The organism is Pararhizobium sp. DWP1-1-3 (genome assembly GCF_049896125.1).
In the GTDB taxonomy this organism is placed as follows: domain Bacteria; phylum Pseudomonadota; class Alphaproteobacteria; order Rhizobiales; family Rhizobiaceae; genus Pararhizobium.
The window spans coordinates 427,390-449,337 of record NZ_JAFCTR010000003.1; the positions used below are offsets into that span (position 1 = coordinate 427,390).

The 21,948-nt window shown below is 60.9% G+C and carries 17 protein-coding genes and 1 pseudogene; 5 read left to right on the forward strand and 13 right to left on the reverse strand.

Annotated features, from left to right (window positions below; all coding sequences use genetic code 11):
- Nucleotides 1–151 precede the first annotated feature (151 nt).
- Nucleotides 152–427, forward strand: a complete 276-nt coding sequence (locus ACP7BS_RS10010) for a hypothetical protein (RefSeq protein ID WP_426230559.1) — start codon at nucleotides 152–154, stop codon at nucleotides 425–427.
- Nucleotides 428–1,736: 1,309 nt separating this feature from the next.
- Here the strand turns inward: ACP7BS_RS10010 and ACP7BS_RS10015 are convergent.
- Nucleotides 1,737–2,177, reverse strand: coding sequence for a DUF1810 domain-containing protein (locus tag ACP7BS_RS10015; RefSeq protein ID WP_426230560.1), 441 nt, complete (start codon nucleotides 2,175–2,177; stop codon nucleotides 1,737–1,739).
- A 338-nt stretch (nucleotides 2,178–2,515) separates the two neighbouring features.
- Between ACP7BS_RS10015 and ACP7BS_RS10020 the strand changes: the two genes are divergently transcribed.
- Complete coding sequence (locus tag ACP7BS_RS10020; protein ID WP_426230562.1) at nucleotides 2,516–3,643, forward strand: helix-turn-helix transcriptional regulator; 1,128 nt, start codon at nucleotides 2,516–2,518, stop codon at nucleotides 3,641–3,643.
- A 162-nt stretch (nucleotides 3,644–3,805) separates the two neighbouring features.
- Here ACP7BS_RS10020 and ACP7BS_RS10025 read toward each other — a convergent pair whose 3' ends face one another.
- From ACP7BS_RS10025 to ACP7BS_RS10075, 11 genes and pseudogenes are all read right to left on the reverse strand, one after another.
- Complete coding sequence (locus tag ACP7BS_RS10025; protein ID WP_426230563.1) at nucleotides 3,806–4,852, reverse strand: NAD(P)-dependent alcohol dehydrogenase; 1,047 nt, start codon at nucleotides 4,850–4,852, stop codon at nucleotides 3,806–3,808.
- A gap of 19 nt (nucleotides 4,853–4,871) precedes the next feature.
- Nucleotides 4,872–5,138, reverse strand: a pseudogene (locus tag ACP7BS_RS10030) (carbohydrate ABC transporter permease); the annotation flags it as partial.
- A 128-nt stretch (nucleotides 5,139–5,266) separates the two neighbouring features.
- Nucleotides 5,267–6,160, reverse strand: a complete 894-nt coding sequence (locus ACP7BS_RS10035) for an intradiol ring-cleavage dioxygenase (protein WP_426230764.1) — start codon at nucleotides 6,158–6,160, stop codon at nucleotides 5,267–5,269.
- Nucleotides 6,161–6,167: 7 nt separating this feature from the next.
- On the reverse strand, nucleotides 6,168–7,922 hold the full coding sequence (locus ACP7BS_RS10040) for an FAD-dependent oxidoreductase (RefSeq protein WP_426230565.1): 1,755 nt from the start codon (nucleotides 7,920–7,922) through the stop codon (nucleotides 6,168–6,170).
- Nucleotides 7,915–9,000, reverse strand: coding sequence for a branched-chain amino acid ABC transporter permease (locus tag ACP7BS_RS10045; RefSeq protein WP_426237887.1), 1,086 nt, complete (start codon nucleotides 8,998–9,000; stop codon nucleotides 7,915–7,917). The genes ACP7BS_RS10040 and ACP7BS_RS10045 overlap by 8 nt, the downstream gene beginning before the upstream one ends.
- Before the next feature lie 9 nt (nucleotides 9,001–9,009).
- Entirely contained in the window at nucleotides 9,010–9,873 is an 864-nt protein-coding gene (locus ACP7BS_RS10050) for a branched-chain amino acid ABC transporter permease (RefSeq protein WP_426230568.1), read from the reverse strand.
- Nucleotides 9,860–10,579, reverse strand: a complete 720-nt coding sequence (locus tag ACP7BS_RS10055; protein ID WP_426230570.1) for an ABC transporter ATP-binding protein — start codon at nucleotides 10,577–10,579, stop codon at nucleotides 9,860–9,862. Before ACP7BS_RS10055 ends, ACP7BS_RS10050 begins: the two co-directional genes overlap by 14 nt.
- Nucleotides 10,579–11,298: an ABC transporter ATP-binding protein gene (locus ACP7BS_RS10060; protein WP_426230572.1), complete on the reverse strand. Its 720-nt coding sequence runs from the start codon at nucleotides 11,296–11,298 to the stop codon at nucleotides 10,579–10,581. The genes ACP7BS_RS10055 and ACP7BS_RS10060 overlap by 1 nt, the downstream gene beginning before the upstream one ends.
- 159 nt (nucleotides 11,299–11,457) lie before the next feature.
- Entirely contained in the window at nucleotides 11,458–12,738 is a 1,281-nt protein-coding gene (locus ACP7BS_RS10065) for an ABC transporter substrate-binding protein (protein WP_426230574.1), read from the reverse strand.
- A gap of 54 nt (nucleotides 12,739–12,792) precedes the next feature.
- On the reverse strand, nucleotides 12,793–13,851 hold the full coding sequence (locus ACP7BS_RS10070; protein WP_426237889.1) for a maleylacetate reductase: 1,059 nt from the start codon (nucleotides 13,849–13,851) through the stop codon (nucleotides 12,793–12,795).
- Entirely contained in the window at nucleotides 13,848–14,717 is an 870-nt protein-coding gene (locus ACP7BS_RS10075) for a dioxygenase (protein ID WP_426230578.1), read from the reverse strand. The genes ACP7BS_RS10070 and ACP7BS_RS10075 overlap by 4 nt, the downstream gene beginning before the upstream one ends.
- Before the next feature lie 96 nt (nucleotides 14,718–14,813).
- Between ACP7BS_RS10075 and ACP7BS_RS10080 the strand changes: the two genes are divergently transcribed.
- Nucleotides 14,814–15,764: a LysR family transcriptional regulator gene (locus ACP7BS_RS10080; protein ID WP_426230580.1), complete on the forward strand. Its 951-nt coding sequence runs from the start codon at nucleotides 14,814–14,816 to the stop codon at nucleotides 15,762–15,764.
- Nucleotides 15,765–15,996: 232 nt separating this feature from the next.
- On the opposite strand, the gene ACP7BS_RS10085 is transcribed toward ACP7BS_RS10080, so the two are convergent.
- Nucleotides 15,997–17,415 (reverse strand): helix-turn-helix domain-containing protein, encoded by a 1,419-nt coding sequence (locus tag ACP7BS_RS10085; protein WP_426237891.1) that lies wholly within the window; start codon nucleotides 17,413–17,415, stop codon nucleotides 15,997–15,999.
- A 124-nt stretch (nucleotides 17,416–17,539) separates the two neighbouring features.
- Here ACP7BS_RS10085 and ACP7BS_RS10090 point away from each other — a divergent pair, with 124 nt between their 5' ends.
- Nucleotides 17,540–19,072: an acyl-CoA carboxylase subunit beta gene (locus ACP7BS_RS10090; protein ID WP_426237893.1), complete on the forward strand. Its 1,533-nt coding sequence runs from the start codon at nucleotides 17,540–17,542 to the stop codon at nucleotides 19,070–19,072.
- A gap of 106 nt (nucleotides 19,073–19,178) precedes the next feature.
- Nucleotides 19,179–21,200 (forward strand): acetyl-CoA carboxylase biotin carboxylase subunit, encoded by a 2,022-nt coding sequence (locus tag ACP7BS_RS10095; protein WP_426237895.1) that lies wholly within the window; start codon nucleotides 19,179–19,181, stop codon nucleotides 21,198–21,200.
- Nucleotides 21,201–21,948 lie beyond the last annotated feature (748 nt).

Below are 21,948 nucleotides of genomic sequence, written 5' to 3' on the forward strand. Positions count from 1 at the left end.
TTACTGCTTTCCTTTGACCACGGATGTACTGGCACTGTTGAAAGCAAACGACCAAGCGAGGTCAGGCAGATTGCCTGGCCTTTTTTTTGTGCCTGACCGCCGTGCGGTACGCGCTGGCTGGCGATACAGCCGGCTGTGACAGGAGGATTCGATGACGGACCAAGCCAACGAGCTTCAAGCAATCAATACCGCATGGCAGATCGCCATTCAGGAAATCCTGAGGATGGTCGTCCGGGACCTGTACAAGTCTGGAGACGAGGCGTCTTTCAGTGCGCATATCAAACGCATCGAAGAGGCAGCAGTCGATAGCATCTACACTGGGCTGATGCTGCGCGGCACGGACGAATGGACCGAAGTTCTGGTCAAGGAAAAGGCGAGCAATTTCGTGACGACGCTCTTGACCTCGTTCACCTACGATCGGGTCTGACGGGCTCGCTGGCGCCTTGCCGTCGCTTGCCGATCGCGCATAGGCCGGCAGGCTCTCAGGCCCGGCTTCAATCGCATTCCGGGGATGCTGCAGACCCGCACCGCCGAAGCGGGGTAAATCTAGGTCCCGCGCCCTATATGAGAACGTGTTCCTCACGCCAACGTCAATTCGATCGAGGCCGACAGATCCGCAGCGCGTCACGCTTACGATGTTCTCGATACGCCCCGCGAAGAGGACTTTGACGAGCTCGCTCGCGTCGCGTCTGCGGCACCACCATCGCAGTCGTCAATCTTTTCGATACGACCCGGCAGTTCTTCAAGGCGGAGGTCGGTCTCGGCGTCCGATCGACACCGCTTGAGACGGCGTTCCGTTTCCACGCCCTGCTTGAAGACGACATGCTGGTCATTCTCGATGCGGCCAAGGATGCCCGGCTGGACTGCAACTGACGCCCGTCAGACTACCGTTCCCAACAGGCTTTATGGAAAACAGACACTTACACGATTTGTCACCCGAGTTTTTTTCGGAAAACCTCAGACTTTCGTGGTCAACTTTGCAAAATCATCCGTTAGCTCTTTTGAGGGAGCGGGGCACCGCAGGTCGACAACTCCGGAGCGATTTAGCATCTCCATGAAAGGATGTTCACGCCTAAGGAGGCTCCACCTTCCATGCTCCGCCTCAAAAGTGATTGCTGCCGCGGCACGGCTCCTTATCGCCTCGTAGCGCTCGCCGAAATTTCCGCGTGTCACGTTGGCGAAAATGGGGTCCGAAATTTCGAATCCCAGCTGGAGTTCAGGTATTGCTCCGCATTCCTCGTCAAAAAGTAGTGATTCCGACTATGTCGTTCAAACGTTCATCGTCCGCATCGCGGCGTTCGCCAGCGGGACGTTGCGTTCTAACCGATGCTGTTTGGGACATTGTCATCTTAATCGTTTCAAGAGTGACGGATGATATGGCCGGCGCAAGTTAGCGTTGTCTGCTGCGGTTGGCCGCAAGTACCGGGTCGCCCGCTCAGCATTTCGGGGACCAAACACGAAGGGCGCTCGATCCTTTTCTGGAGAGCACCCTTCGCAGACCGGATAGCATGGCGCGCGACGAAGTCACTGCGGCAAGCCATCGAAACGGGTGATGGCCCGTAGATGTGATCGCATCACCCCGATTTCACGGCCTTTGGTGAACATTCGTCAGCCCGTAACAGAGGCTATGTGATATCGGACTGATGACATCCTGTTCTCTGGTTCGACGAGGTTTCCATCCGGTAGGGCTAGAAAGTAGGCCCGCCCGCCCTCAATGTCGGCTGCGATATAGCGACTCAGGGAGGCGCTTTGTCTTTTACCAGGAGTTCCAGCGTCCGCGCATCGGCCTCGCCGCCAAAATAAAGTTCGATCGCCGTCCGGAACGGCTCGGGATCGTTGGCCGTCTCCCGAAACAGCGTCATTGACGAGTGCAGTTTCACATCGTCGGGAGAACCGAATATCTCATGGGCAGTCCGATTTCGCACAGCGTTAATCGTGCGGGTGCAGTGGACAAGACGGTCGCCGAGCAACGGGTGGGCGAGATATGCATGGGCCTCGTCCAGCCCGGATATGGCAAACCGGATCGCGGTTGGAGAATGGCCCAGACCAGCGAGCTGCGGGAAGATGAACCACATCCAGTGGCTTTGTTTGCGGCCCTTCTCCAATTCGCAAAGGGCTGTGTCATAGGCAGATGCCTGTGCCTCGATGAAGCGTAAGAGGTGATAGGGGTCGCTCATGGGTTTACTCCAAGCCCGATAAAGAGCTGTGCAATGCTACGGCGCGCGGTCCGCAGATACTACCATTTCTAATGTATCTCGGAGAATTGAATCAAGGAAACATCCAAGTGCATTGCGCTCCGAGGCCGCCAAGGGGAGGCCTCGGGCTGCCAGAATTACAAACCGCGCTTAGGGTAACCGTTGGAGGACGATGTCGTAACCGCACAAGCGGAGATCCGGCATCGGAGGCGTGACAGGGCCGTGACATCTCTGATTTCCAAAATTCATCAAGTTGCGTCATGATGGTATCTGACAGCCTGGAAATTTAGCGAAAGCAAAAACAGGGGAAGGTTTTTAGGATGCCGAATACAAAAGAGGCCGAACTTTCACGGCTTGCTGAAGATTTCTACCAGGCCGCTTTGGATGGCGGGAGATGGAAACCGGCCATGGCGAGGCTGAGAAAGATCGCCAACGGCTCGAAGGTTCATTTTGCGCGCGTACGCTCCAACGGTGATTGGCAACACTTTCACAGGGACTGCGATCCTTACTACCAGGCGACGTTCCTTGAACCGCAGCTCAAAAATCCCTTTCTGCCATATCTGACCGAGGTTGGTTCACTGACTGTATTCACCGACCAGTCGGTGATGCCAAAACATGAATTCCGCAAGACGGCGCTGTTCAACGAATGGTACCTGCCTCAAGGCGACCATAGCAGCATCGTCTGCAAGGTCTCCGTTGCCGGCAACCTTGGTGTCCTAGCCGTTCAGCGAGGTGGATCACAGCCGGACTTTGACGACCGGGACATATCCCTTTTTCGGGCACTGGCCCCCGTCATGGCCCGGGCAGCCGAATTTCATGTCCGGTTCGGCCACATAGCGAACAAGAACGAGACACTCGGCGGCGGCGCGGTGGGTCAAATCGTGGTCGATGGCTTGGGCAGGGTGTTGACCATGAACGCCAGCGCCGAGACACTTCTTGCCCGACCCGGGAATGATCTGGTACTGGCACACGGGCGTCTTTCGGCCGCCGGCTCTGCGAGCGGGGAAGCCTTGCGAAAAGAGATCTCTCTTGTTTGTGGAGCCGGTGGACAAAACCAGCGCACGAGTGGCGACATCCTGATCCGATGCCTGGCCACGGGACTACCGCGCCTGGCTTTGACGATCGTTCCCTTTGTTTCGGAAATGTCGTCGGATCTGCCGGTTGCGCGAGCGGCCCTTATCCTCGTCCAAGACCTTTCTCCAAGCGTGGCACCAGGCTTCTCGCAGCACCTGCGTGGGTTGTTCGAACTGACGCAAAAGGAAGCCGAACTTGGAGCGGTCCTCGTGTCGGGACATTCCCTGCAACATTACGCGTCTGAGCACCGGGTATCGTATGAAACCGCCCGCACCCACTTGCGCAATATCTTTCTGAAGACAGCCACTTCGCGCCAGGGCGAACTCGTGGCTCTCCTCAACCGCGTCATGCGGGTCTCCCACTACGCCACTTGAGGATGCAGTGCGGGCCGAACCGTCCCCCAGACATTGCCGCATCTGTGTCCTCATCTCTGCAAAAGCGTGAGCCTAGTCTGCGCGTCAAACAGATGCGGCAGGTCGTTGACGGTCTTGCCACCGATAATCACATCGCCACCGGAACTATCTTCAAGCGCGGCGTCAAATCTCCCCATCATTCATCAGAATCTGCAGTTTCACGTCGGAGGGAATGGCCGCCACCGCGCGATCGAACGCCTTGATACTGTCCTTGAAATCGAATGTGCCGGTAATCAGCGGCTTTAGGTCCACTTTTCCCGATGCGATCAGGGCCAAAGCCCGATCGAAGATGTTGGCATAGCGGAATACCGTTTCGATCCGGACCTCCTTGGAGATCGCACCGGGCACGTCGAATGCGACCGGTTCGACCGGCAATCCGACCAGAACGACCGCGCCACCGGGCCGGACGAGATCGAAGATGCCGTTGAACGCCTTGGGGCTGCCGCTTGCCTCGAACACCAGATCCGCACCCCAGCCTGCGGTTTCCCGCTGCACGACGTCCGCGAAGGATTGATCCGCGATATTGACCGGCGCGATGCCTGGATATCGGCCAGCGATGGCAAGCTTTTCGGCACTGAAATCCGCTATCAACACCCGGCTGCAGCCGCCGGCCAGAGCCGCCAGCGCCACCATGATGCCGATCGGCCCGCAGCCGATGACGGCGGCAACATCCCCCGGCGCAATACGTGCCCGCGCCGCCGCCTGCATGCCGATGGCAAAAGGCTCGACCATCGCACCTTCCGCAAAGGAGACATTGTCCGGCAGCCTGTAGGTGAAGGCAGCCGGATGCACGGCATAGGGCGTTAGGATGCCGTGGATCGGGGGCGTCGCCCAGAAGCGGACATCCGGATCGACATTGTAGAGGCCGAGCTTTGACGCCCGTGAGGACAGATCCGGCACGCCGGGTTCCATGCAAACGCGGTCCCCGACGGCCAGATCGCGGACATTGCTGCCGATCTCGACGATCGTTCCGGCCGCCTCATGGCCAAGCACCATGGGTTGGCGCAGCACATAGGGACCGATGGCACCATGCGTATAGTAGTGCACGTCGCTGCCGCAGACGCCGACGGTGTGAATGGCGATCTTGACGTCATCGGCACCTACATCCAGTGGAAGATCGATCTCCCGCAGTTTGAGCACGCCTTTTTGCTCGAGAACCAACGCTTTCATTGTATATTCCTTTGAATTTTCAGGATGTCTTGCGCTTGAAGATACTGTTGAGCATGCCGCTGAGACCGCCGATGAACAGAGGCGGTATCGACAATAGCACGACCGGGGCATTGAGAATGCCCCATGGCACGTTGCGCCCCAGTTGGGTGAGCTTCGAAGCCACGATCGGAAGCGTCTCGGACGCGGTCAGCATCAGCGCAATCAGGAAGCCGTTCCAGACCGAAACAAAGCTGAAGGCGACCGCCCCGATCAGCGCCAGCAAGGTGATCGGCAGGGCGATGAGGAAGGTGGATTGGCCAGCGGACCGCCCATTCGGTAACGTGTAAAGTGGGATAGGCAGCAGGTCCGACGGCTGCCGTGCCGCCTCAATTGATTGCCTGGGCGGCCCTCGGGAAACGGGCAGGCTTTCGCGTTCTAGCTCCGCTTCTCGCCGACACGGGCGAGAACAAAATCGTGCTCGACCTCCCAGAAGTCCCCGCCGAATTGGTAAGCAATGGCGCGATCCGGATCGTGCGTGCGCTTGAAGTCGGCCAGCAGGCTTTCCTTGACGCCGAACACCGCGTCCGAATTGATATAGGGATCGTCAGGATCGAAGATGTGGGTGATCAGCGTTTCGAAGCCATCGGCCTTGATGATGTAGTGCAGGTGGGCGGGCCGGTTCGGGTGGCGGCCAAGATGATCGAGCATCTGGCCGACCGGGCCGTCGTTAGGGATTGGATAGTATTTCGGTTTCACGGCACGGAACCAGTAATGGCCGTCGGTGCCGGTGCGGAAGACGCCGCGCAGGTTGAAGTTGGGCTGGATGCCTTGCTGCTGCACATCGTAGAAGCCCTCGTCATTGGCCTGCCAGACGTCGATCACGGCGTCCTTGATCGGTTGCCCCGCCGTGTCGAGAATGCGGCCGCCGATCACCATGTCTTCGCCTTTGGCATCGAGGCAGATATTGGCGCCCATCTCCAGCTCCGGCGCGCCGTCGACATGGAATGGCCCAAGCACCGTGCTTTCGGATGCTCCCGATGGCTTGCGGTTGTTGATGGCGTCCACCAGCATCGAGACACCCAACGAATCCGACAGCAGGATGAACTCCTGCCGCCACTCGTTGCACATCTGTCCGGTGCGTGTCAGGAACAGGATCGCCTGCATCCATTCGTCCTGGGTCGGCTCGATCTCCTTGACCGCCTCATGCAGCTTGCGCGTCACCACTTCCATGATCTGCTTCAGCCGTGCATCCTGGGCGTTCTTGTTGCGGCCGGTGACGACCTCGACGGAGTTCTGTTCGGTGAAGAAACCGTTTTCGTGTGCGTCGATCATCGTCCTACTTCCCCAGAACAGCGGTCAGCACGCGGCGCAGTTCGGCGGCCGGATCATCGACCATCGCCACGCTGCGCCAGGCAACGTGATGATCCGGGCGGACCAGCAGCAATCCACCGTCGCGGATTTCACGGATATTGGCCCAGTCACCGGTAAAATCCTGCCACTGCTGGCGCGGCCCGATGAGATGGGCGGCGATATCGATCCCGAACTCCTTGCCAAGGCTGCGGGCCGCATCGATCCAGCCCCGGCCGCCGATGCCGGTCAGCACCGTGAATTTGCCATGGCCGGCGAGATCGAGCGTCGAGACCTTCTCGCCGGTGACAGAGAACACCCAGGCATGCGGTAGCCGCGCGCCCGGCCAGCTCGTCTGCTGGCAATGCAGCTCCGGATCCTTGGTGAAGGCCGGCTCCTCCTGCCCGTCGGTGATCGCCGCAGCAGAGCGGTAGCGCTGGTTCATCTCGACGCCGTGACAATCGAACTCGTAGACCTTGTCGGCAATGGCCTTGCGGATTGCCGCACGCTGCTCTTCGGAGGCGACCGTGTTATTGCAACGGGCATCCATGTTCTGCTGCATCTTCACCGGGTCGATGGAATCCAAGAGACCGAGTGCCTTGAAGATCGGGCCGAACTCCTCGATCGACTTGTTGGCGCGGGTAACGATCTGCTTGGCGACCGGGGCGCGTTCGGCCTGATAGCTGTCGAGCAGTTTGGGGCCAGCGGTCCCCTTGAGGACGAAAGCCAGCTTCCAGGCGAGGTTGAAGGCATCTTGGATCGAGGTGTTGGAACCGAGCCCGTTCGACGGCGGATGGCGGTGGATGGCATCGCCCATGCAGAAGACGCGGCCGTTGGACAGCGTGGTTGCGTACATGTTGTTGACGGTCCAGGTCGAGACCGACTTGATGGTCATTTCGAGATCCGGGTCGCCGACGAGATCGCGCACCACCTTTTTCGCATGGGCTTCATCGACTGCAGGGGCCGGCTGGTTGATGTCATAGCCCCAGACGATCAGCCACTCGTCCCATGGCCGCACCATGCGCACCAGCCCCATGCCGATGCCGCCGACATCGGCGCCAGGCTGCAACACCCAATAGAGCACCGACGGCCGGTGGGCGACGAGGCGCGAAAGGTCCGCCTTGAACAGGATGTTCATCGAACCGGCGACACCCATCTTGCCCTCGAACGACAGGCCCGCATGTTCCGCTACCTTGGAATTGCCGCCATCGGCGCCGACAAGATATTTTGAGCGGACGGTGAACGCCTTGCCGGTCAACCGGTCGAGGCAGGTCGTCGTCACGCCCACTTCATCCTGCACATGGCTCAGATATTCCGTCGACATGCGCGGCTGGCTGCCGCGCGAGCAAGCCGTCTTGAACAGGAGTGGTTCCATGAAGGTCTGCGGCAGGTCGTTCATATGGGTCGGTGACGACAGCTGGTGCTCAGCGCGCGATAGCGGGTGTTTGCCCCAGCTCTTCATCCGGCCGATTTCCTCGCCGGTGAGCGAGGTGCAGAAGACGTTCTCGCCCATCAGATCCTGTTCGGCGGCGAACATATAGGCTTCGTCCTCCACGTCGCGTCCGAGATCGCGCAACACTTCCATGGTACGCTGGTTGGTGATGTGGGCACGCGGGGTGCTGGCGAGCCAGCGGTAGCGGTTGATCACCAGGTTTTCGATCCCATAGGAGGAAAGCAGGGCGGCGGTGGCAGAGCCCGCCGGGCCGGTGCCGATGATGAGGATGTCGGTGGTAATGTCAGCCATGAGGCCCTCCCTTATGCGTGAGATTGAGCGGTCCGCCCTTGAGAACGCGGCGAACCGGGAAAAGCTGGATGCCGGTGCGAGTGGAGAACAATCCCCAGAGGCCGCGCGGTGCAAAAAGCATGATGGCGATGCCGAGCAGACCCAGCACCAGCAGATACCAGGAGCCATAGTCGGCGAGCAGATTCTGCAAGAGAAAGAAGATGATGACGCCGAGGATCGGGCCTTCAATGGTGCCAATGCCGCCGATCACGACGATGAAGATGACATAGGCTGTCCAGTCGGTAACCGAGAAGGCGGCGTCCGGAGAGATGCGCGCCTTCTGCACGTAGATCAGCGCCCCGGCGACACCTGTGATGAAGGCGGTTGCGAGATAGACAAGTGTCTTCATCCGCCGCGCATCGACACCGACGGCCCGGGCCGCCTGTTCGTTGTCACGGACGGCGGCAAGCCCGAGACCCTGCTTGCTGCGCAGCAGTCCATAGATGAAGCCGATGGTGGCAATGACGAGGATCAGCGCCAGCCAATAGGTCAGGGCGTCGCCTGCCTGTGACGCCTTCATGCCGAAGAGATCACGCATCCATGCGACACCCATCATGTCGCGGGTCGCATCGCGCGGCAGCGATGTGCCTGTGCCGCCGCCAAGCGCCTTCCATTGCGCCAGCAGCAAGCGCACCACTTCGGCCACCACCCAGGTGCCGATGGCGAAATAGGGGCCATAAAGCCGGAAAGTGAAGAACGCGGTCGGGATGGCAAGCGCGACGGAAAACAGCCCGGCGATCAGAATGGCCACGACCGGATCGGCGCCAAAGAGGGTGACGGCGCCGAACATCGTATAGGCGCCAAAACCGACGAAAACCTGCTGACCGACCGAGATCAGCCCGGCATAACCGGCGAGCAGGTTCCAGTTCTGCGCCAGCACCAGCATGGTGAGGATGAAGAACAGGTCCTGAATGACGCCGCGTGACACAATGAAGGGCGCGGCAAAGGCTAGCACCAGGAGAGCGGCGACAGCTATAGCCGAATATGCGGATGTCCGAGTTCGCGTCTCGACGGTGAAGGAGGGAATGGCCATGGTCATCGTCGCACCTCAATCGACCGCGCGCGGGAAAAGGCCGCGCGGCTTGAACAGAAGAACGGCAAGGAATGCCAGATGTCCGGCAAGGATCTGCCATTCGGGATTGATCGCCGCCCCCACCGTCTGCGCCACGCCGAGGATGATGCCACCGGCCAGCGTGCCCCAAAGAGAGCCGAGCCCGCCGATGATCACCGCCTCGAAGGCATAGATCAGCCGCGAGGGTCCGGAGGTCGGATCGAAGTTGGCGCGCGTGCCGAGATAGAGTGCGGCTATCGTCACCACGACCATGGCAAGCCCTGTTGCCATCGCGAAAATGCGCTGCGGCCGGATGCCCATCAGCCCGGCCGTGACCGGATCGTCCGACGTCGCCCGGAACGCCCGGCCAACGGAGGTACGGTAGATCAGCTGGTTGAGACAGACGATGACGGCAACGGCCGAAAAGAAGGTCATTAGAGGCATGATGCCAGCGGTGACGGGGCCGAGATTGACCGAGGCGCTCTCCAGACTGCCAGCGAAGATGCGGCGGCTATCGGCGGAAAAACTCTCGAGCAAGCCATTCTGGATGACGATCGACAGGCCGAAGGTAACGAGAAGTGGCGGCAGGATGTCCTTGCCCAGGGTGCGATTAAGCAGGAAATACTGCAGGCCCCAGCCAATGGCGAACATCAGCGGCATAGCGACGAGTGCGGCGATGAACGGGTTGAGCCCGAGTGTCGTCACCAGCACCAAAACGAGGAAGGCGGCAAGGACGATCAGGTCGCCATGTGCGAGATTGACCAGCCGCATGATGCCGAAGACGAGGCTCAAGCCTGCCGCGAACAGGGCATAAAGCCCGCCGAGCAGTACGCCCTGGAGAATGGTATCAAGCCAATTCATGATGGTCCGTCCCAAAATAGGCCCTGTGGATGTCGTCGCGGCTGAGATCGGCAGCACGGCCGGAGAGCGTCACCCGCCCCTCCATCATGCAATAGACACGGTCGGCCACCCTCAGTGCCTGTGCAATATCCTGCTCGACGATGACGATCGAGGCGCCGGTGTCTCGGATGCGCGGAAAGGCCGCGTAGATATCGCGCACCACAACCGGTGCCAGCCCGAGGCTGATCTCGTCGCAGAGCAGCACTTGCGGATTGGACATAAGCGCGCGGCCGATCGCCACCATTTGCTGCTGCCCGCCGGAGAGCGCCGTGGAGGGGTTGTTGCGCCGTTCCTTCAGGATCGGAAAGAGCGCGAAGACACTGTCAAGCGTCCACGGCCCGTCGATCCTTCGGCCATACCTTCCGATCAGCAGGTTTTCCTCGACGCTGAGAGACGGAAAGAGTTTTCGCCCTTCCGGCACCATCGCGATGCCGCACGCGAGGATATCCGGCGCCGCCAGCGCTCCGATCGGCTCGTCGCGAAAAAGGATCGACGCCGGTGCATTGGCAAGCACGCCCGAGATCGAGCGCATCAGCGTCGTCTTGCCCGCGCCGTTTGCACCGATGATGGCGATGGTTTCGCCGGCGCCGACCATGATATCGACGCCGAACAGCGCCTGGAAATCGCCGTAGGAGGCAGTCAGCCCTTTAGTCTCGATCAGTGCCATCAGATCTCGATCCCCAGGTAGATTTCGCGGACATCGCGCGATGCCATGATATCGTCGGGCTTGCCGATGCCGATGACCTTGCCGAAATGCAGCACCAGCAGACGTTCGACGACTGAATTCAATGCGTGCAGCACATGCTCGATCCAGATGACGGCGACGCCGCGGGCGTGAATGGCGCGGATGGTAGCGACCAGCGAGCGGCATTCGCCTTCGGTCAGTCCGCCGGCAATTTCATCGAGCAGCAGCAGCTTCGGCTCAGTTGCCAGCGCGCGGGCCAATTCCAGCCGCTTGCGCTGCAGAAGCGATAAGCCGCCGGCCAGCACATTCGCCTTGTCGATCAGCCCCGTATCCACGAGAATTTCGGCGCATCGGTCCGAAACGGCGGCCTCGGTCTGTCGCGAGCCGAAAGCCCCTGCCACCAGCAGGTTTTCAAACACCGTCAGTTTCTCGAACGGCTGCGGGATCTGGAATGTCCGGCCCATGCCGGACAGACAGCGCGCCATCGGCGGCGTGCGCGTCACATCGCTGCCGAGAAACCGGATGCTGCCGCTGTCGGCGGAAATATTGCCGGTGATCAAGTTGAACAGCGTCGATTTGCCGGCGCCGTTTGGCCCGATGATGCCCAACGCCTCGCCTTCGTTGACGGCAAAGCAGATCTGCTCGGCGACTGTCAGCGCGCCGAACTTCTTCGAGATCCCTTCAAGTTCAAGAATAGCCATGGTTCCGTTCCAGTCCGTTTGCCGCATTGCCTCTCACTTCCCGCTTTTCTCAGGAGATCAAATGGGAGTGGGGAGGCGCCGCTTCGTCGCTTCTCCCCGCAAGCGGGGAGAAGATGGCTGCCCTCTTGTTCGAAGGAGAGCCGGATGAGGGCTATGCGCTCACCCGATCGCTTCCATCTTTCCGCCGACCGGAATGTTCGGCGCCGTCTTGTTGTCGGTGATCACAAGATCATACCCGCCGCCGTCCTTCAGCCGCCATTGGCCGCCGACAAGCGGGGTCTTGGCGATGTTTTTGGCAGCAAACGGCGGCAGACCCTTGCCGTCCCACGCAATCGGTCCGACCAGCGTATCGAGCTTGGTGGCGGCGATCGCCTGCGCAACGACATCACCGTCGGTCGGATCGCCAGCGCGCTTCATCACGTCCACCGCCAGTTCGAACAGGGCATGGGCAAAGCCGATCGGCTGCGTCCAGGGCCGGCTTGTCGCCTTGGTGAAGGCTGCCGCCACCTGCGCAGCGCTCTCCCCCGTCAGCGACGACTTGAAGGGATGGCTCGGGGTCCACCAGACTTCCGACGAGAGATTATGTCCGGCATTGCCCAGCGCTTCCACCGTCTGGGGGAAGAGCAGTGCCTTGCCGATCGAGGCGATTTTTGGCGCAAAGCCCTGCTGCTTGGCCTGGTTCCAGAAGGTGGTGAAATCCGGCGGGATGACGACGCCGGTGATGATCTCGCACTGGCCGGACTTGAAGGCGTTGATCTGCGCGGAAAAATCGTCGGTCATGTTCTGGTAGCGCCCAGGATCTACCAGGCCGTAACCCATCTTTTCCAGGACAGGCGGGAAACCAACGGTCTTGTCGCCCCAGGCATTGCCGTCGCCGTCGTTGGGGAACAGCCCGCCGACCTTTTTGTTGGTCTCGATCTGCGCCCACATATTGGTGAAGACGGCGATGACGTCCTCCAGGCCCCAGAAAAAGTGATAGGCGTAGTTGAATGGTTTCCACGAGGCCGGGTCGCCCGGATTGCCCTGCTGGCCTATGAACCATGGCTGCCAGGGGGCGACCGTAGAAATGCACGGCATTTCCTCAGCCTCGCAGGTGGTCGCTACCGGATTGGTTGTTTCCGGCGTCGAGGCGACCAGAACGAGGTTTACCTCGTCATCGACGATCAGTTCTTTGGCGACCTCCGCCGCCCGGTTCGGATTGGACTGGCTGTCCTTGACGACGACCTCGTATTTGAGGCCCTTCGACTTGGTGGCTGCCAGGAAGCTGTCGATGACGAACTTGTCGGCCTCGCCGAACGCCGCAAGCGGTCCAGTCTGCGGACTGACATAGCCGAGCTTGATGGCCGCGCCTTGAGCGATCGCAGGGGCGGCAAGCCCGGATGTCGCTGCCAGTGCACCGGTTGCAGCCGTCGTCTTCAGAAAATCGCGTCTCGTAAACATGTTTCCTCCACCCATTGTCCTCTCCTCCCAGAGATTGACGTGTCTGCGTTCAGTCTATTCCGGCCGCCTGCCCTCCCAGGCATCCTGCAGCAGGGCACGAATGGATTTCCGGTCGATCGGCCGTGGATTCCAATAGGGATTTTCCGTGGCGATCTCAGCCGCCCGGTCGAGGTCGGCCTCGGTGAGCCCCAGATCCCGCAAGCCCAGCGGCGCGCCGATCTCCCTGGCAAAGTCCCACAGTCCGCCGCCCACCGAACCGCCGAAGATCCCGGCGACAGGCGCCAGCAGATCGGACACCGAAACGGCGTTGTAGGCGGCCGTGTGCGCCAGCATGATCGCGTGCGTATCGGCATGCGGCGTATCGAACGTGCCGCCGAGCGTGTGGCAGATCTTGTGGTGCAGCGCCATGCCGACTGTGCCGAGCACCGTGCCGCAAAGCCATGCACCATAGAGCGCATCGCCGCGCAGATCCGGCGCCGCTGGCGTCGCGATGATCCCCGGCAGGCTGGTCTTGAAGGCGCGCAGCCCCTCGACCGCCATCAGCGTCGAAATCGGGTTTCGATCCTGGGCATAGAGCGCCTCGACCGCATGGGCCATGGCGTTCAGGCCCGACGTGACGCTCATGCCGACCGGCAGGCCCAGCGTCAGCGCCGGGTCATAGATCACCACTTCCGGCAGGATGCTTTCATGCCGCACGGTGGTTTTGCGCCCGCCTTCGGTTTGACCCAGGATCGCCGTCACTTCCGATCCGGCATAGGTTGTCGGAATGACGATCTGCGGCATGTCTGTCCGGTAGGCGATCGCCTTGCCGAGCCCGGTGGTCGATCCGCCGCCGAGCGCCACGACGCAATCCGCCCTGGTCTCGGCCACGACCTTCATTGCCGTTTCGGTCACATCGACCGGCGTATGCATGACGGCACCGGCAAAGACGCCGGCAGCCAGCGGTCCGAGCTTTGCGGCGAGTGCTTCCGCATCCCCCTTCTGTTGCGGCGTCGACAGGACCAGCGCCCGGCTGCATCCAAGTTTGTTTACCCAATCAGCGGCGGTGGCGCTCTTGCCTTGGCCAAAGACGATATGGGCTGGACTGCCGCCATAGGTGAAATCCCGGCTCATGTTTCGGTTCCCTGTCTGGCGCGAACCATCACGAAGGTCAGGTCCAGCTTCCATGCCGGTGCGCCCTTGCCCTGTCGCTCGAAACTGTGCACCAGCTCGGGTTTGACACCGAAGATCGCATCCTCGGCCAGGTGCGGATCGCTGCCGTCATAGATATGCGTGACGATCGTTTCGAAGCCCGGTGCCTTGATCATGAAGTGAAGGTGCGCTGGGCGGTGCAGCGGATAGCCCGCCTGCCGCAAAAGCTCGCCGACAGGCCCATCGTCCGGCACGCCGTAGCCGCAGGGTTTGATGGTTCGATAGTGGAAACGTCCCTCCGTATCCGTGCGGAACAGTCCGCGCAGGTTGAATTCCGGCTGCAGGTCCGGTTGCTGGTTCTCGTACAGGCCTTGAGCGTTGGCCTGCCAGGTGATGATCTCCGCGTCTGCAATGGGATTGCCATCGAGATCCCGTACGCCTCCGGACACGTCCAGCCTTTCGCCGATACCATCGAGCGAGATGGTGCTGCCAAGGGCCAGTTGCGGAATATCGGCGCGGAAAAAAGGGCCGCGCACGGTGTTGGGCGTCGCCGCTTTTGGCCGGCGCGAGTTAATTTCCTCGACCAGGGCCGAAGCACCAAGCAGATCCGACAGTAGCACCCATTCCTGGCGCCGATCGTCGCTGGCGTGGCCGACCTCGGTGAGAAACGCGATCACCTTGCGCCAGTCCGAAGGGGTTGGGCGCAATTCGCGGATCAAGGCATGCAGATGCGACACGGCCACCGCCAAGACTTTCGGCAGGCTGTCATCTTTCGATTGCGAAAGTCGTTGCGCGAAAATGTCGTGCGAGGTTCTCTCGCTGAAATTCAGCGCCGTCGGACCCAACATCGTGCGTCTCCTCCAAGGCGTAGCTGGTAAGATCAATCTAACCCGGATGCGATATGTCTTTGATGATTTTATTCGAAATTAGTATACCATATCGCTATGAAGATAGATGAACGCCATCTTGTCCAGCTTGCTGCCGTGGTCAAAACCGGTGGCGTCACCGAGGGGGCGGCTCTGCTTGGCCTGTCGCAACCGGCTGTCTCGCGGACGCTATCCATGCTGGAAGCCCGGATCGGCGAGGCGCTGTTCGTCAAGGGCCGAAGACCACTGCAGCCGACGTCGCTGGGAAGAGCCTTGGCCGATCACGGCCAGACCATGCTGTCTGCATCGCGCAAGGCTTCCGATGTCGTCGAAAGCTTTCGGGTCGGCAAAAGCGGCGTCGTGCGGGTTGGAGGCACGCCGTTCTTTATGGATGCGTTGATTGCCGGCATGATCGCCGAGTTCCAGAATCTGCATCCAGACGTGCGTATCGACCAGACCTATGGCTATTTCCCGGACCTGCGGGCAGCACTCAACGCCGACCAGATCGATTTGGCCATCTGCCCGACCGATATTCTCGACGAAGGCTCCGGGCTTGAATTCCAGCAGATCCTCCCGGGCCGCAATGTGATCGCCTGCCGCGTCACCCATCCCCTGCTCATGAAGCGCAAGCCGCAGCCGGCGCACCTGCTCGATTTCCCCTGGGTCGCGCCGCCCCCGGGCAGCCCGCTGCTCGCCGACCTACGCAGCATGCTGCTCTCATTCGGCGCAACCGAAATCAAGATCCGTTATTCCGGCGGTTCTCTGATGAGCGTCGTCAACTATATGAGGGCCGCCGACGCGCTGACGATCATGCCGCACAGTGTCGTGTTTGGCTTGCGCAACGAAAAGTCGATTACAGCCCTCCCCGTCTCAATCCCGCATCCGGAACGCGCCCTTGGCCTGCTCAAGCGGGCCGACGCCGCCCGCGCACCCGCAGTCGATCATTTCGCCCGTCATATCCGCACCAGCTTCGATAACCTCAAGCATCTGATCAAGCGGCACGAGCAGTCGGTGGTGTGGGAATCGTAGTCCTCGGCGAAAAATTGCCAATTCGCCTTGGCGGGGCCTAAGACCCGTCTGGCGTGCCGTCGCCTGATCGGAAAAGCGGCCATGGCGAGCCTGGTGGTGACAGCTGCCCTTGCTGGCGCGTGGTTCAGGCCGCGATGGGAGAGCTGCCCGCTCTGCCGAAAATATAGGTAAAAAGACTATGGTCCTGCATATCACGGATCGGCTTGTCTGATGCGGCGCGGTCCGGACAGCTTCAACTGTCCTCGATGCGATAGGGGAGAACCGTGCGCATATCGTGATCGACATGGAGTTTTCTCATGAGCGGTGGGACGGCCCGTTGGAAACATTGCGTCCGCTCGCAGATACGGCAGGAAATTCCGATCGGGTCGAAGCTCGAACGCTGCGAAAGATCCAGATCGTCGGCATAGATGAAAGCCGGGGCATAGGAAATTTCGCAGCCAAATGCGATCGCGTATTGAGGCTGGGAACTCTTGAAGCCGCCGCCACCCTTGGTGATCTGGGTCGCCAGGCACAGAAAGCGCGCACCGTCCGGTGTTTCCGCCAGTTGCCTGATGATCCGCCCGGGGGCTTCGAATGCCTGATGGACATTCCACAACGGACAGGCTGCTCCAAATCTGGCAAATTGCAGTTTTGTCGCGCTGTGCCGCTTGGTGATGTTCCCCGCCCTGTCGACCCGTGCAAAGAACACCGGGATACCCTTCTCTACTGGCCTCTGCAATGTGCTGAGCCGGTGGCAGACCTGCTCCAAACTGGCGCCGAAGCGCGAGGCAAGCAGTTCGAGATCGTGGCGCAGCAACGTCGCCGCAGCCTGGAACGCCCGGTAGGGAAAGAGCAGGGCGCCGGCAAAATAATTGTGCAGGCCGATGCGACAGATGTCTGCGGCTTCCTTGGTCCGGAAGTTCCCCGTCTTGACCACCCGATCGACCGTATCGGCGGCCTGCAATTGAGCGATCTGCAATGCCAACTGGAAATCCCGGCTGGTCGCTGGAATATAGGCGTTGAGAGACAGGACCCGCGTCGCCGGATCGAAATGGCGCAGAATGTCCCGTCCGGGTTCTGCCCGGGCAATTTTGACGTTGTGCACCCTTTGAAGGTAGCTGGTGAGCGCGGCATGGCGATCGTCGTGTGCCAGCCCCAGCTCGATCGAAAGCTCTTCGGCCTGCACATCCAGGTCGTGAATATAGTTGTCGACGAAATGAAAGAAGTCCCGGACTTCTTCGTATGGCGTCGCTTCCGCAGCCTGTGTCGATCGTCCCATGCTGTCATTGAGGCTCGCAAGCTGCTCGCTGTTTCGCCTGTAGGCTTGGTGGGCCCGCACCAGCGCATGCGCCAGAGACGGGGCGTTCTGGGTAATGAGCTTGAGCTCCTGCAGATTGGGGTTGTACGATTCGAACAAGGGATCGGTCAGTGCTTCCGAGAGCGCCGACAGCAGCCGATCGCCCTCGCCCGCCGAAAGCTCGCCCAGATCGATTTGAAACTTGTCGACCAAGGCCAGCAGAACGGAGGCCGAAACCGGCCTTTGGTTGTTTTCGATCTGATTGAGATAGCTTGTTGAAATGCCGATCCGGTCCGCAAATTGGCTCTGGGTGGCCGTGTGGGCTTCACGCAGGGACCGGATTTTTCGGCCGATAAAGAGCTTCCGCATCGCCATGTTGCACTTTCGCAAAAAAGGGTTTGCAACAACCTAAATTAAGCAATGCCACACGATCAACCGTTTTCTAGAGCATGACAAGGCCGTATGAACGGTGACGTTGAAGCAGCTGGATGGAGTGAGAATGCGTTCAATACTTGACCAACTCGGTGTGCGCCGCACTGAAGCGCGTCTTGGCGGCGGGCAGAAGCGCATCGATGCCCAGCATGCCAAGGGCAAGCTGACGGCGCGCGAGCGCATCGAGGTGCTGCTCGACGAAGGCTCGTTCGAAGAATACGACATGTACGTCACCCACCGCGCCGTCGATTTCGGCATGGCCGAACAGAAGGTGGCCGGCGACGGCGTCGTTACCGGCTGGGGCACGATCAACGGCCGCCAGGTCTATGTCTTTTCTCAGGATTTCACCGTGCTCGGCGGCTCGCTGTCCGAAACCCATGCGCAGAAAATCTGCAAGATCATGGACATGGCCGTGCGCAACGGCGCGCCGGTGATCGGCCTGAACGATTCCGGCGGCGCCCGCATCCAGGAAGGCGTCGCCTCGCTTGCCGGTTATGCCGAAGTGTTCCGCCGCAATGCCGAGGCCTCCGGCGTCATCCCGCAGATCTCCGTGATCATGGGGCCTTGTGCCGGCGGTGCGGTCTATTCGCCGGCGATGACCGACTTCATCTTCATGGTGCGCGACAGTTCCTACATGTTCGTCACCGGCCCGGATGTGGTCAAGACCGTCACCAACGAGATCGTCACGGCCGAAGAGCTGGGCGGCGCCGGCACCCATACGAAGAAATCCTCGGTCGCCGACGCGGCCTATGAAAACGACATCGAGACCTTGGAACAGGTCCGGCTGCTGTTTGATTTTCTGCCGCTCAACAACCGCGAGAAACCGCCGGTCCGCCCGTTCCACGACGATCCGGCCCGCCTTGAAAACCGGCTCGACACGCTGATCCCCGACAGCTCGGCAAAACCCTACGACATGAAGGAGCTCATTCATGCGATCGCCGACGAAGGCGATTTCTTCGAGCTTCAGGAAGCCTTTGCCCGTAACATCATCACCGGCTTCATCCGGCTCGAAGGCCAGAGCGTCGGCGTCGTCGCCAACCAGCCGATGGTGCTGGCCGGGTGCCTGGATATCGACTCATCGCGAAAGGCTGCCCGCTTCGTGCGCTTTTGCGATGCCTTCTCGATCCCGATCCTGACGCTGGTCGACGTGCCCGGCTTCCTGCCCGGCGTGGCGCAGGAATATGGCGGCGTCATCAAGCACGGCGCCAAGCTTCTGTTCGCCTATTCACAGGCGACGGTGCCGATGGTGACGCTGATCACCCGAAAAGCCTATGGCGGCGCCTACGACGTCATGGCCTCCAAGCATATCGGCGCCGACGTCAACTATGCCTGGCCGACCGCCGAAATCGCCGTGATGGGCGCCAAGGGGGCGACCGAAATCCTCTACCGCTCCGAACTCGGCGACCCGGAAAAGATCGCTGCCCGGACGAAGGAATACGAGGAACGCTTCGCCAATCCGTTCGTCGCCGCCGAACGCGGTTTTATCGACGAGGTGATCATGCCGCACTCGTCACGGCGGAGGATCGCAAGGGCGTTTGCATCACTGCGCGGCAAACGGCAGGAGCAACTGTGGCGCAAGCACGACACGATACCGCTATAGCCTTCGCAGGCGTTTGACCCCACAATCGTCATCCTCGGGCCAACCGTACTCGGGCTTGACCGGGGATGACGGAAACAAGAGCAAGATCGAACAGATCGAGAAGCAAATGATCCAGAAAATCCTTATCGCCAATCGGGGCGAGATCGCCTGCCGGGTGATCAAGACGGCCCGGAAGATGGGCATCGCCACCGTTGCCGTCTATTCCGATGCGGATGCCGATGCGCTGCATGTGAAGATGGCCGACGAGGCCGTGCACATCGGGCCGTCGCCGTCGAGCCAGTCCTATATCGTCATCGACAAGATTCTCGAGGCGATCAAAAAGACCGGCGCCGATGCGGTGCATCCGGGCTATGGCTTTCTCTCGGAAAACGCCATGTTTGCGCAGGCGCTGGAACAGGCGGGGGTCGCCTTTATCGGCCCGCCGGTCGGCGCCATCCAGGCGATGGGCGACAAGATCACCTCCAAAAAGCTGGCAGCAGAGGCCGGCGTCTCCACCGTGCCCGGCCATATGGGCCTGATTGCCGGTGCCGAGGAGGCAGTGACGATTTCGGCCTCCATCGGCTATCCCGTGATGATCAAGGCGTCTGCGGGTGGTGGCGGCAAGGGCATGCGCATCGCCTGGAACGATGCTGAGGCCCGCGAGGGTTTCCAGTCCTCGAAGAACGAGGCCAAGGCTTCGTTCGGCGACGACCGCATCTTCATCGAAAAGTTCGTCACCCAGCCGCGCCATATCGAAATCCAGGTGCTGGGCGACAAACACGGCACCGTGCTCTATCTCGGCGAGCGTGAGTGCTCGATCCAGCGGCGCAACCAGAAGGTCATCGAGGAAGCCCCGTCACCATTCCTCGACGAGGCCACCCGCCGCGCCATGGGCGAACAGGCCGTGGCGCTATCCAAGGCGGTCGGCTATCATTCTGCCGGTACCGTCGAATTCATCGTCGATGGCGAGCGCAATTTCTACTTCCTCGAGATGAACACCCGCCTGCAGGTCGAGCATCCCGTCACCGAGCTGATCACCGGCGTCGATCTGGTCGAGCAGATGATCCGCGTCGCTTCCGGCGAAAAGCTGGCCTTCGGCCAGGACGAGATCAAGCTGAATGGCTGGGCGATCGAAAGCCGGCTCTATGCCGAGGATCCCTATCGCAGCTTCCTGCCCTCGATCGGGCGTCTCACACGCTACCGGCCGCCGGTCGAAGGCAAGTCCGCCGATGGCACCATCGTGCGCAACGATACCGGCGTCTTCGAGGGCGGCGAAATCTCGATGTATTACGACCCGATGGTGGCAAAGCTCTGCACGTGGGCACCGGAAAACGACGGGTCACCCGCCCGGCTCACGGCCATCGACGCCATGTCGGCGGCACTCGACGATTTCGAGGTCGAGGGCATCGGCCATAACCTTCCTTTCCTGTCCGCCGTGATGCAGCACGAGCGGTTCCGCTCCGGCAACATCACCACGGCCTTCATCGCCGAGGAGTTCCCGGATGGTTTCCACGGTGTCGAGCCTGATCCGGCATCGGCGCGGAAACTGGCGGCCGTCGCGACGCTGGTGCATCAGGTGCTGCAGGACCGCGCCGTGCAGATTTCCGGCACCATCGGCAATCATCGCCGGGTAATCGGCAAGGACTGGGTCGTCACATTCGCCGGACAGGAGCATGCCGTGACGCTCGACACATCCCCCGGCGGCGCCACTGTCAGGCTGGCCGACGGCAGCGTCTTTACTGCTGCGGGCGACTGGACGCCCGGACGCAGCCACGCCACGTTCGATGTCGACGGCACGGCCATGGGCGTCAAGATCGACCTTTCGGGCACCGCCATCCGCCTGCGCTGGCGCGGCATCGATATCGCCGCCCATGTGCGCAGCCCGCGCATTGCCGAGCTTGCCCGGCTGATGCCGAAGAAGCTGCCGCCGGACACCTCGAAAATGCTGCTCTGCCCGATGCCGGGCGTCATCACCACCATCACGGTTGTTCAGGGCGAGACCGTGGAAGCTGGCCAGGCACTGGCGACGGTGGAAGCGATGAAGATGGAAAATATCTTGCGCGCCGAACGGCGGGGCGTGGTCAAACGGGTGGCCGCCGCCGTCGGCGCCAGCCTAGCCGTGGACGAGCTGATCCTGGAGTTCGAATAGGGGCAATAAATACCCCTCACCTGCAGACGGAGAGGTACGATGCAGGAAGCTTTGCGTTCTACCTCTCCCCTTGCGGGAGAGGATACAAAATCAAGATCTTAGCTTTAGCTAAGTCTTAGAGTTTGTTGGTGAGGGGTAGGAGGGAGTTCTACCCGTTCTCGAAAAACGGATATCTTAGAGAAAACCGAATGGCTTTTTTTCCCCGTCCAAAGCACCCGTGCCATACTCGTTCCCCGTCATCGGATACGCTGCCAGGCGTGGCAGTGAGGCGGGACTGGCGCTTGGTGCAAGGGGATGACGTAAACCCTGACATCGGGGGTCTGCTGAAAATGGTCTCCCTCCGGCGACAGGGGAGAAGCGGACAGGCTGCGGATCGGCCTTTGCGCTTCGGATGCCCGAAAGAGCGCGCCGGGCGTGCCTGTGCGGCACACAGGGCGGCAGACGGAATGGTTTCGCCGGACGTGCCGAACGTCCGTCCGATTCCTCAGCTGCGTCTCGGGTTGATCCTCGGATCTACCCCGGCGACGGGGAGATCGGAGACACCGGCGGCGGCCGTGTGGAGTGTTGCCGATAAATTGGTTCGGCCGGGCTCCATCAGGTCAGACGAACACCATTCTGGCGAGCCACCTCATAGCGACCCAGGTCGCAGGCAAAAACCGCTGAACGGGGCGCTAAAGGGTGCCATCTATTCTACTCACTCGCGGCAGCCTCCAGCGCCCCGTCCGAGTATCGTTCCAGCAAACCCACG

Excerpts from the sequence above, each read along its gene's own strand:
- ACP7BS_RS10010 (WP_426230559.1), top strand. The coding sequence starts at position 152 with ATGACGGACCAAGCCAACGAGCTTCAAGCAATCAATACCGCATGGCAG.
- ACP7BS_RS10015 (WP_426230560.1), bottom strand. The coding sequence starts at position 2,177 with ATGAGCGACCCCTATCACCTCTTACGCTTCATCGAGGCACAGGCATCT.
- ACP7BS_RS10020 (WP_426230562.1), top strand. The coding sequence starts at position 2,516 with ATGCCGAATACAAAAGAGGCCGAACTTTCACGGCTTGCTGAAGATTTC.
- ACP7BS_RS10025 (WP_426230563.1), bottom strand. The coding sequence starts at position 4,852 with ATGAAAGCGTTGGTTCTCGAGCAAAAAGGCGTGCTCAAACTGCGGGAG.
- ACP7BS_RS10040 (WP_426230565.1), bottom strand. The coding sequence starts at position 7,922 with ATGGCTGACATTACCACCGACATCCTCATCATCGGCACCGGCCCGGCG.
- ACP7BS_RS10045 (WP_426237887.1), bottom strand. The coding sequence starts at position 9,000 with ATGACCATGGCCATTCCCTCCTTCACCGTCGAGACGCGAACTCGGACA.
- ACP7BS_RS10050 (WP_426230568.1), bottom strand. The coding sequence starts at position 9,873 with ATGAATTGGCTTGATACCATTCTCCAGGGCGTACTGCTCGGCGGGCTT.
- ACP7BS_RS10055 (WP_426230570.1), bottom strand. The coding sequence starts at position 10,579 with ATGGCACTGATCGAGACTAAAGGGCTGACTGCCTCCTACGGCGATTTC.
- ACP7BS_RS10060 (WP_426230572.1), bottom strand. The coding sequence starts at position 11,298 with ATGGCTATTCTTGAACTTGAAGGGATCTCGAAGAAGTTCGGCGCGCTG.
- ACP7BS_RS10065 (WP_426230574.1), bottom strand. The coding sequence starts at position 12,738 with ATGTTTACGAGACGCGATTTTCTGAAGACGACGGCTGCAACCGGTGCA.
- ACP7BS_RS10070 (WP_426237889.1), bottom strand. The coding sequence starts at position 13,851 with ATGAGCCGGGATTTCACCTATGGCGGCAGTCCAGCCCATATCGTCTTT.
- ACP7BS_RS10075 (WP_426230578.1), bottom strand. The coding sequence starts at position 14,717 with ATGTTGGGTCCGACGGCGCTGAATTTCAGCGAGAGAACCTCGCACGAC.
- ACP7BS_RS10080 (WP_426230580.1), top strand. The coding sequence starts at position 14,814 with ATGAAGATAGATGAACGCCATCTTGTCCAGCTTGCTGCCGTGGTCAAA.
- ACP7BS_RS10085 (WP_426237891.1), bottom strand. The coding sequence starts at position 17,415 with ATGGCGATGCGGAAGCTCTTTATCGGCCGAAAAATCCGGTCCCTGCGT.
- ACP7BS_RS10090 (WP_426237893.1), top strand. The coding sequence starts at position 17,540 with ATGCGTTCAATACTTGACCAACTCGGTGTGCGCCGCACTGAAGCGCGT.
- ACP7BS_RS10095 (WP_426237895.1), top strand. The coding sequence starts at position 19,179 with ATGATCCAGAAAATCCTTATCGCCAATCGGGGCGAGATCGCCTGCCGG.